This window comes from Novosphingobium resinovorum (assembly GCF_036352595.1).
Lineage (GTDB): Bacteria > Pseudomonadota > Alphaproteobacteria > Sphingomonadales > Sphingomonadaceae > Novosphingobium > Novosphingobium resinovorum_B.
The window spans coordinates 17641-28025 of sequence record NZ_JAZFAX010000046.1; the positions used below are offsets into that span (position 1 = coordinate 17641).

The 10385-nt window shown below is 57.1% G+C and carries 8 protein-coding genes; 1 reads left to right on the forward strand and 7 read right to left on the reverse strand.

The features are described from left to right. Positions 1-219: 219 nt before the first annotated feature. From V2S85_RS24325 to V2S85_RS24335, 3 genes are all read right to left on the reverse strand, one after another. Positions 220-1326 (reverse strand): Fic family protein, encoded by a 1107-nt coding sequence (locus V2S85_RS24325; protein ID WP_271182360.1) that lies wholly within the window; start codon positions 1324-1326, stop codon positions 220-222. 441 nt (positions 1327-1767) lie between these two features. Further along, on the reverse strand, positions 1768-2523 hold the full coding sequence (locus tag V2S85_RS24330) for a hypothetical protein (RefSeq protein WP_330705377.1): 756 nt from the start codon (positions 2521-2523) through the stop codon (positions 1768-1770). 1273 nt (positions 2524-3796) lie between these two features. Then, positions 3797-4411: a hypothetical protein gene (locus V2S85_RS24335; protein WP_330705378.1), complete on the reverse strand. Its 615-nt coding sequence runs from the start codon at positions 4409-4411 to the stop codon at positions 3797-3799. A 325-nt stretch (positions 4412-4736) separates the two neighbouring features. Between V2S85_RS24335 and V2S85_RS24340 the strand changes: the two genes are divergently transcribed. Continuing rightward, a complete protein-coding gene (locus tag V2S85_RS24340) occupies positions 4737-5039 on the forward strand; it encodes a helix-turn-helix transcriptional regulator (protein ID WP_330705379.1) in 303 nt (100 codons plus the stop codon). Between the two features lie 96 nt (positions 5040-5135). Here V2S85_RS24340 and V2S85_RS24345 read toward each other — a convergent pair whose 3' ends face one another. Genes V2S85_RS24345 through V2S85_RS24360 form a run of 4 tightly spaced genes read right to left on the reverse strand, consistent with a single transcriptional unit; the run spans position 5136 to position 10138 of the window. After that, a complete protein-coding gene (locus V2S85_RS24345) occupies positions 5136-7262 on the reverse strand; it encodes an AAA family ATPase (RefSeq protein ID WP_330705380.1) in 2127 nt (708 codons plus the stop codon). Next, complete coding sequence (locus V2S85_RS24350) at positions 7259-7693, reverse strand: hypothetical protein (RefSeq protein ID WP_330705381.1); 435 nt, start codon at positions 7691-7693, stop codon at positions 7259-7261. Before V2S85_RS24350 ends, V2S85_RS24345 begins: the two co-directional genes overlap by 4 nt. Further along, positions 7690-8124 (reverse strand): hypothetical protein, encoded by a 435-nt coding sequence (locus tag V2S85_RS24355; protein WP_330705382.1) that lies wholly within the window; start codon positions 8122-8124, stop codon positions 7690-7692. The genes V2S85_RS24350 and V2S85_RS24355 overlap by 4 nt, the downstream gene beginning before the upstream one ends. Continuing rightward, positions 8111-10138, reverse strand: coding sequence for a hypothetical protein (locus V2S85_RS24360; RefSeq protein ID WP_330705383.1), 2028 nt, complete (start codon positions 10136-10138; stop codon positions 8111-8113). The genes V2S85_RS24355 and V2S85_RS24360 overlap by 14 nt, the downstream gene beginning before the upstream one ends. Between the last annotated feature and the right edge of the window lie 247 nt (positions 10139-10385).

Below are 10385 nucleotides of genomic sequence, written 5' to 3' on the forward strand. Positions count from 1 at the left end.
ACTTACGGCGATTAATAGTTCGATGTGGTCGACTGACGCCAGTCCAGAAATATCCAAACCTTTTGGGGTCGGGCCAAATTTGTCGATCAAGTAATTGGCTTACCAAGCGCCCAGGATTGATATTTTCCAAGATCAGGCCCGGCAATTTGGTCTCGGCCACATACCGACACTGGCATTCCGGGTCGTAATCGATGTCTATGAAGAAGCTTTGCACCGTGGTCATGTCGGTAGCTCGAGAAAATAGCGGGTGTGCTTGAGTTCGCCATGTTTCCTTAGCGCACCGATCTGTACCAGATCGGTCAGGTCGCGCGTGGCAGTGGCTGAAGGCGCGTCCGTGATCGTGCGGTAGTTGGCGGCGCTGAGGCCTCCTTTGAACCCATCCACTCCTTCGGCGAACATGCGCAGGAGCGCCTTTTCTTGGCGGGGGTTGATCTTGCCGCGCAGGCGTTCGAGCAAATGGGATTTGGCGATTAGGAACTCGACGCGCTCGATCGTGCGCTGCTGGGCTGCCAATGCGATTTCGGCGAACCAGGTCAGCCATTCGTCGATCTGGTTCGATTGACTTGCGTGCTGGAGCTGCTGGTAATAGGCTTTGCGCGCGCGCTGGATCATTTCGGCTAGTGCGGTAATCGCCGGGGCGTCGAGCCATTGCGCTAGCGCCTTCTCGGCAACAGCGCGACCGATCCTGCCATTACCATCCTCGAACGGGTGGATCGATTCAAACCAGAGATGCGCGATACCTGCCCGCGCCAACACGCTGACCGGCTGCGCGCCATCGGGGCCGCTGGTGTTGAACCAGCGAACGAAGGCGCGCATTTGGTCAGGCACGACCGCTGATGGCGGTGCCTCGAAATGCACTTTGGGCGCGTGCAGCGCACCCGAAACGATCTGCATCGCATCTTCGTGGCGACGATAACGGCCAATGTCGACCAGATCGCGCCGCCCGTTCATTAGCATGGCATGCCACTGAAATAGCGCGTCATCGGTGAGCGGGGCGCGATAGCCGCGATAAAGGTCAGCCATCATCTCAGCGATGCCGGCTTCGGCGGCATTGGCACGACGCTGTTCGGCGGCAATGCCCAGATAATTCGCGATCGAGGATTGCACGCTGGCGCGGTCGAGGATCTCGCCTTCGATGGCTGAGCTATCGACTGCTTCTTGCGCGATAAGCGAGATGGTAAGGCGGTTGCGGTCGCTTTCCGGCAGATGCGTCATGGCGCCCACGGCCACGCCTGCACCTTTGAGAAAGCGGTCTTCCAAAGGCCGCAGGCGTGCGGCATCATAGGCAAAATTCGGCCAGTCTGTTAGCTGCCAGTTCCACCGCACGATTGATTACCCCGCCTTCTATCGATCATAATTGCACGATATTCGATCGTTAGGAAAGGCGTTTTTACAGGCAATCACTGGCTTCCATTGGGGGAGGCTTTAGGAAGCCTTGGAGGGCACCGTTGTCAGCGGCTTCGACGACCTGCTCGAAGGGCGGAGAACGACAGGTGTTGGTATGGCCGACTTCCCAGCGCCGCATCGGAAGGGCGTTCCTGGTCGGCACCTGCCGCACCATACGGCAAACTCTGTCGGATTGATGCAGTGAAGTAAAACCTCATTTTGGAGGTTTCCCTTCAGGTTAGGGCGCTACCGTATATCTGTGCCCGTTCTATGTAACGCCCCCTGAGTGGTGCCACAGCGGTTTTCAGAGCCGCCGACACCTTTGCTACTTGGCGAAAACAGAAAATCGGGGAGCGGCGCATCGAACATGCAGAGCGCATTCTAACAGCGTTGTATGAGGCCTATGACGCAATGATCTACGCACGGGGGCTGGCTATTACCGCAACATGAAACGGAAACGGCGAAGACCGAGGTAGAGCAGGAACAGGGGTGGAATGCGCGGTCCCCTGAAAAGCAACATCGCGTGGCCTTCGCCCAAGCAAAGCTCAATCGCCTGAGGTGGTCACGTCCCGAGGCGTGCTGTAGGTTCCGACAGTAGCGCTGCTGGACGGACGCGCGCTTTCCATATCGCGCTGTAGCGTCCGGCCAGCAGCGCGGGTGGTCACCGTGAGTTTCGAATAGGTTTGGGTTGCGAAGCTCAAACCGGGAAGGACCCTCGGCTTGATCGAGCACGTCGCCGAGGCTCTTCCAGATTCCGGACAGGTTCTCGCGATCGCGATCGACGATGGCGAAATTGAGCTTCATCAAAATGAGCGATGTCCGCGCTTCTAGGCTGTTGTTTGGGCGGTCGCTATCGTCGGCCATTGCCTGCAACGCCTTGCGCAACCCGCCGGCGCGCGCGTCGAGTTTGCTTTCCTCGCGCGTCAGGCCATCGTGGATTACGGCATTGAACAAGAGCTGCAGCAGGTTCGACAGAAATTCGAGATAGCGAATATGGCTGGCGCCAATCGCCTCTGCCGCAAACTCATCGTAGCTATCGTTGAGAAGTTGTAGGTCGTCGAACCACCACATGGCGGTCCAAAGCGCCTCGTAGTGGGTTTCGAGTTTCTGGCGATAGGAGCCGTCCTTCTTGGCCAAGCGAATGGCCCGGGCAAAGCGGCCATCGGCTTCCACCCGCGGGCGTTCAAGGTTGCGGGATAGTTTGGCCGCGACCAGTGCTTCCGTGACGCGCTGGCGTTCTATCCCGGCGAAGGCTGCCGGGTCTTCAATCTGCTGTTCGATGTCGGTGAGCTGCTGGGTCCGCGAATAATCGGTTGCTGGGAGCGAGGTCTAGCGGCTGGCGAGGCGGTTATAAACCGCGAGTCGCCTCCAGTGGCGCCAGCGTCGGCACCCCTAAAGCGATACCCCATCGACATGGTGAATGACCGTCCGCTTTCGGAAAAATGTCCGTTGGCGTTGAACGTCCGCTACGGGGGCGCAAAGCCGCCATCGCGCATCGTGGCTCGAACGTCCACTATGCTGCCATCGTTTCTCCAAACCGGACCGAGCAGAAGGTCCCAAAATCGACCGAATGGTCCGCACCTCTCTGCCCTGCAATGCGCGGACTCGATATGCGAGTTGGACAGAGGGCAGACCACGAGCACGAACTGATTAAGAGGCCCCATCGTATAGCGATCGGTCCACTCAGCGACTCCAACAAATGTTGTTGCAGGGCAGGATCAGCGCTGCGCAAGCTTGAGGGCTCCGCGCTTATCCCGCCTTCCCAAAGCGCTGCTTCCCGTGGCAAGCCCGAGTACTATGCGATGTAGAGGCAGTTATGGTGCCCCGCTAGCTTAGATCTTCGTTACTCTGTCACGAATGCAACCCGAGAGCTGCGCGTCAGCAACCGGTAGCGCGTATTGTCCGTCCGCACGATTGCACCCTCAGCAATAGCGTTGGGTGAAGAGCGGACCGGAGAGGTACAAACGGATCGGCCATCGGGGAATCGCTTCCGGCGATCGTTTGAAATCAACCCCACGAGCCGGACCTGGGGCCGGGTCGGATCAAACAATGCTGTCGAGTAGACGGGCGTCCAATCATCGAGGTCAGCGTCATATTCTCCAAACTTGGAGCTGCGGTTCTTACCTGCGCTGGACATCGGTCGACGATTTCGGATTATTGAGGGGTTCCCGGGCAGCTTCGCCGAGCACCCTAGCAACAAGTGCCCAAGGGCCATCTTCCCGGGAATAAGATGCGACCGTTACATTTCGGACGAAACTCGCCACGCGAAGGGTCGGAGTCGCCCTCTGGGAGACGGAGGCTGCATAGGTGGCGACATCAGCCACGGTGCCGACGTTGGCTATATCCATCCGACCGATCTCGAAAGCTGCCTGTTCGTCACCGCCAGGCCAAATTTCTATCCGCACGACCATCATCCCGGAATGAAGTCGCTGAAATTCTTTGGTGGCTTTGCTCGCTTGAAATCCGGAGCAAATACCTGTGCTGTGACTTGCCGGCGAAATTCGCGAAGGGTGCGAAACGCTTCCAGCATAGCGATTATCTGTCTCTCTGCAGAACTCTCCGTCCATCGTCGAAGGAAGGTCTTGAAGCCGATGCCTTCAGCCACCTCAATCCGAAGTTCGTCGAAGAGTGCATACGCGTCGCCTTCCGCGCGAAGCCAAGAAGGCTTAACTTGGGCTTCCTCATGAAATAACGTTTCCGGGCTACTACGTGGTCGATAGTCGGTTTTCTCGATGATCACGCCGCGAAGGCGCCGGTTGAGGGCCTTCGCGGCATTCCGATAAAGGCGGAGCTTTTCCGCCTCACTTGGCGGACTGATTTCTAGGCTCCTCCACTGAATGGTGACGGTCCCGGACGTTACGCTTCCAGCATCGTCGAGCGTCCCCCAACTGATTTCCGTTACGAGCCGCTGACTGTTTTTTCTCACAGTTATGAGGCCGATCTTCGCGCCCGGAGGCAATGCCCCGATCCAATCCGGTCTAAAAGGCGAAGTCACGTACTCGTAACTTAAAAAGTCGGTCTTCATCGGATCGAACCGCTTGGGCGGCGAGCAGCCTTAGGCATCAGAGGTGCTAGACAGGAGAAGGGCCTCCGCGATGCATGTGTAAGGCTTTCGCCTTGAGAAGTGTCCGCGACGAGATTCAATTTGAGCCTCCCACAACTTTCCGGTGCGTCGGCGTTTCGAAGCGATCGCCAACATTCGCTACAGCCTACGACCATCAGCACGACGAACGACCCTTCCCAAGCGAGCGCGGGGGCGAGGGTGTTCGTTAGGAAGTGTCAGTCAGATCTTCCAGTCGAGCGTGCTAACACATAACGCCATATATGGCGTGGCTATATATGGCGTTGCCGTGATTGCAAGTTTTTCGTTGAACGGCCAAGTGTACAGTACGGCCCAAAAGAAACTCGCGACGACCATTCGCGCCCTCCGAGAAGCCAAAGGCGTTTCTCAGGAGCGCTTCGCGCAACTCGCAAACGTGGAGCGCGCACGCTACGGACGTATCGAGCGAGGGGAGCTCAACATCTCGCTGAACGTCCTATTTTCGTTAGCGGCGGGCTTGGGCGTGAAGCCTTGCGAGATCCTTGGAGATATCGAGCTCGCTGATTGTCAGCCTGATTCGGTTGACCGTGAACCTGAAGACTCTCGTACATAGCTATAGATCCTGCGGGTTGAGCAGGCGCGGCGCAGAGCGCTGAGGGCAAGACTCTCTCAGCTTCCATCGCGCATTGGAAAGTTGAGCCGACCGGTTTCACGTCAAACCGACATCCGCTGTCTCACCCATGTCCACCCGATGTACAGATTGCCGGCCTAGCGCCAGCGCTTCGATAAGCCAAGTTCGGCGGGCTAGCGCTTTCGGCTGGCCAGCCACGATCTCCTGAATAGTATGAAAGTCGCCCACCAGGATGACCTGGTGCTTGGCACGTGTCACAGCCGTGTAAAGTAGCGTCCGGTCCATAATACGGCTCCTGACTACCGGAACGATGACAGTGTCGAATTGAGAGCCTTGAGCTTTGTGAGTCGTGATTGCCCACGCCGATTCGAGATGCTCAAGAAGGTGACCCGGGATGTGCCGCTCACCATCATCAAACTTCACGATGAGCGCCGTATCCTTGCGGCGGATCACCTTTCCAAGACTACCATTCCAGAGTTCCAGCTCATAGTCGTTCACCGTCCAGATGACCGGCTCGCCGGGAATCCAATCAGTTGCGTCGAGGCCTCTTGAGATCGCCCAAGCATCTCGAAGCAATCCATTCATAGTCATCGTGCCGCGGCCGGCTGCGCCGCCGCCACCTTTGATTGATCCCACTATTTGCGCGCCCGGATGGTTCCGCCGAACATCGACAGCAACCGCAGCCACCATCGCATCGCTGCACTCGAGGAGCGTCACGCCTGCGCTGACACCCCGCCGATATGGCTGTATATGTGGAAGAGCGCCGTCGCGTACTGATTGCGCGAAGCTCGGAATGCCGGTCTGCGCTGCCTGTCTCATAACCTCGGTCAGCATTGTTCGAGGGATACCCTCAACCTGAAGAAGGGCATGAAACGTCAACCCAAAGCCCACAGGCGGAAGCTGACCATCATCCCCGACGAGAAGGAAACGGCAGCCGGTAGGGGCAGCAACTAGAATCCGGTACAGTGATCCCAGATCTACCATGCTAGCTTCATCGATGATGATGAGTGGCGAACTGGATAGATCGACATGGCCCGCCTCGACGCCAACAAGCCAACTTGCGATCGTCCAGGCCTTCAGACCGGTGGCTTCGCGGATTCGAAGTGCCGCTCGCCCGGACAGAGCCATCATCTCAACGGCAATGCCGTTAGCGCTCGCCGCCTCGCATATGGACTTCAGAACTGTGGTCTTGCCAGTTCCAGCGCCGCCAGCAAGGAGCGAGAAGGAACTGTTGATTGCCATCGTAACCGCAGCGCCCTGATTGGCCGTCAGCGGAAATCCACCTTCCTTACGGAGTGCTAGGGGAAGGAGTTTTCCAGAGGCAGGTTGGGCTGCGATCTCACGCGCTATCCGCGTTGCGACAGCCTCCTCCATGAGTGCCGGGCCCGAAGCCTGCCAGCCAGACTTACGGCGACGCACTGCTAAGAGGCGATCTGCTGCTTCTAAAGGGTCTGATCCTGATGGTTGGCCGAGCAAAGTGCGGACCCGTTTTCTCAGCTCGATCTCGGGCAATAGCGTGTCGCCGCTCGCGAGTCGGCGGTGAAGAACCATCTCGCACGCTGCGGCTAAACGGCGGGGATCATCGATACCGACTCCAACAGATCTCGCAACTTCCTCCACAACCTTCCAGCTGGCGAATGACAGCAGCCGGTATGGATCATTTTCTACGCGTGCTGCGGCATCGGTGCCGTAGACGTCTATAAGCTTGCAGGCGATGCGATTGGGCACGCCGAGTTTATCGAGAGCGGCGAAAATCTGAGGCTCCGCTGCCACTCCGGGCCATTCGAGCAGAATGGTTTCGACTTGAGCACGAGCCCGGGGTGTGTCTCCGAGCACGCCGCGCAAGGTGGAGCGATCAGCTGCCTCGATCACCTCAATCAATCGATCGCCTAGCGCATCCCAAAGCTTATTGGCAGACGCTTCACCAACGCCCGTGAAGCGATCGCCAGCGAGGAGGCGAGGAAGGAACCTGCCCTCTGGCCGGACCACCCGCATTTCCGCAACTTCTATCTGTGGCCCATATATCGGATGATCAGCAAGCGAGCCGTGAACATGCCAGCACTCGCCGACGGCAGGCGGGCGTGGTAGATCACGAGCCACGAATCTGCGCCGCTCATTGAGATGGTCATCGGCCCGAAATACGCTCATTTGGGCCGTGCTAAACAGCACATGAACGATGGTGGCTCGTATCGCGATCCCGCTCATCGCGGGAGCCTTCCGGTTTCAGCGACGTGCCTCTCGATTGCTCCAAAACGCCTCAACGCCTTGCGACATTCGAGCACCTCTCCGCGAGCCACCGCGAGCTCACGTTCAAGCTGATCGATTTTGCGCTTCAGTTGCCTGGTTTGCTCCTCAGAAGGTTCGCCAAGGCACAGCGACGCCCCGGCTGAAGGATCCTCGCGTGTCCCGATCGGCGCGATCCCCTGTAATCTGAAATGGTGGTTGCAGAGGTCGCGATTCCGAGAGTTTTGATAGATGATGCCACGTGAACTTAGCGGCACTTCATCAACGATTCTCGCTATGTCCGCTGAACCATCGTGGCGTCTGGGGATTTTGGAGCCCACGCGTTCGAAATATTCACTGATCGCGACATAGTTCGCTTCGCCTCGAGCTCGATTACTGCGACCGTCTATCATGCCCCCTCCAACGTGCTTGGAAGGGCCTTGCTAAGCTGATCTACCGAGAAACCGTGCTCATTCGCATTAAATATGTAACGGATGAAGAGTTCATCATAACGACGAATGGTGTCTTTCAGATTGCTTCTTTCCTGCTCGAGAGATGAGATACGCTGCAGAAGGACGTTGTCCTCGATCGATCTGGGTCGTGCCTTCTTGCCACCTGATAGCGTCTGCCTCTTTGACCGAAATGCCTGATCGATCTCAGCGTGCTTGAACATGCCCTGGCGCGTCAGCGTCAGCTTAAGGTCTTCCCGCACTTTGCTTTCCAAGGCGGGGCCAGACAGCTTTCCCCATGTCGGCTTCCAGTCATTTATAAGGGCAACGATTTGATCGCGCCGGTCGATGGTGATCGCATCGCGCGATCGGCCACGAGCTTTATCCGTTGCCATTTGCGCTCTCGATGGCTTGTCCGCCATAGTGGACCGGAGATGCAAGATTGGGCTGGACCAGCGTTCCATCGGGGATTGTGGGATCCCGGTGAATCGCCAAGACCTTATCAAGCGCGCCAATAACAGCTGTGGTGGCTGCGAGATGTTGTGATGCTCCGCGCGTCCCGTCATCAATTTCAGCTTCGAGGCGATCCGCGATCCACTGATTGTCATCGCGCAGCTGTTGAGCTCGCTGATCGGCTGCCATGTTGCCCTTGATAATTGCGGTAGCCTCGCATGTGGGGCAGGCGCCGTATTCCGGGCAGGGCGAGGTGATCCACGACTGGAGGCAGATCCCGATATCCGTAACATGCGCAGTCTCGATTACAGTCTCGCGGTAGGTGTCCCGGTCTGCCAACGGCAAACTCAGGTCGATGTCAGCCAAGGGACCAATGGCATTGCCTTCGGCCACGAGGTTGCGAGCATGCTCGGCTAGCATGGCGGGCGGTAGATGGTCATATTCGCTGTTCTGGGCTTCGTCATCGCGCCCCGACCACCTCGCAATGAGGCCCTGCTCCAAGCCAGCCGCTTGAGAAAGCGTATTCAACCAGTGGCGAAGTTGATGGGTGCGGGCCTTCAACTGCGGTTGATCGAGGATCCGATCAAATCCAGACCTTACGACAGATTGTCGTCCGCCAAGAAAGTCACTGATCTGCTGATCATAAACCAACTCAACCAAGCAGTTGCTCGTTTGCCGGCCTTGAGCATGCGCATACCTGAAAGACACGAAAAGGCGGTCGTGAAGAGCGGGCTCACCGGGGCCGGCGTCAAACGATCTCTGCTGGAGCACAAGAGCCTGCTCAATTGCCTCCCGGGTCACGAGGAATCGTTTACCAGGTTTCCCACTAGGAAGGCCCACTGGCCTCATCGGGACATCGCGCGCTCTAAGCCATGCATTTGCACTGCCGCGATCTTTCACGCCGACGAGCGATGCGACCTGCGCGAGATCATATTCTGTTCCGGGGTCAGCATCAGGGCCAGGAAGCCATGCTCGACCGGGGTTGCGGTTGAGCCATTGCGCAACGCGACGGGCGGGCTCGGTTGCGTCGCGAATACGGGCGATCGCACTTTTAGCCGTGTCGATCATGACAGTCGGTATCCACTTGATGTCTGGCTCGGTCGATTTCTCTTTAAAATATCGAAGACCATAACGAAGGAGGGGCTTGTCATGGTGACCAGACCCCGGACGGATTGGCCCTGCCCTCTCTTCGATGACCTCGCAATCTTTGTGCAAACGCAGAACTTCAACGATCCTCCAAGGGGCGCAATGAAGCAAGGTAATGCACCCCATGAGAACCGCATCACTATCATTGTCAATCTCATTCCATATTGAAGATAGTGCATCCAATATCTCTTCATCAGGCATTTTATCTTCTCTAGCCTTGACTGCTACGGCACTTTCGCGGCTTCCATTATTTGCTTTCCTAGAGAATGGATTTCGCCAATCGAGGCGCACAAAGGCGATTCCATGTTCATCAATGGTATCTGCAATCAATTGCAAGGCTTGCCCTAGACGATATTTGGTTGTTCCAGTGGCGCGTTTTGCAATCCTCCGAGCGGCGGCGCTGAAATCGCCAGGCACAAGTAGACAGGGGTCAAAGCTTCGATTGGCAAGTTCAAGCTCGAGATCACGCGATGCATTCACGATGCGAGAAAGTGGATTGCCTGTTTGAGGATTACCCTCCTGCCGAGTGCGGACAATTGCTTTCATTAATGAGCAGAATGGCTCGCCGAGCGCGGTCCGACCTGCCATTGATTTCGACGTTCCGCCTTCATGTGTCGTGAAGTAGATGATACTTTTTTTATGGGAGTTGTTGGAATGAAACGGACAATAATTTGTCACATCCCAATCTGGACGCTTCCAATCTAAATCAGATCCAAATGCTGCACATTCGAATTGAGCAAAATGGATAAACTCTGCGAGTGCGTTTCTGGCGAGCCGCTGAGGAACAGGCTGGAGATGTTCAATAGTCACGCCTGACTCTCCTCGCATCGTTCCTGCGCGATCCGCAGTATGACACCCGCCACGGCAACGATAAGGGAGTCTTCGATGCCCACGACCTTGAGATCCAAGCCCTGCGCAAACCGCTTTTCACGTAATTGCTCACGGGGTCAGCAATTGGGCTCTGATCAGGCGACCACGAACCTGCCGTCGACGAGTTCGCGGATAGCTACGAGGGCCGATTTGCCGCTGAGACGGGCGGTTCCGGTGACGGAGCGAT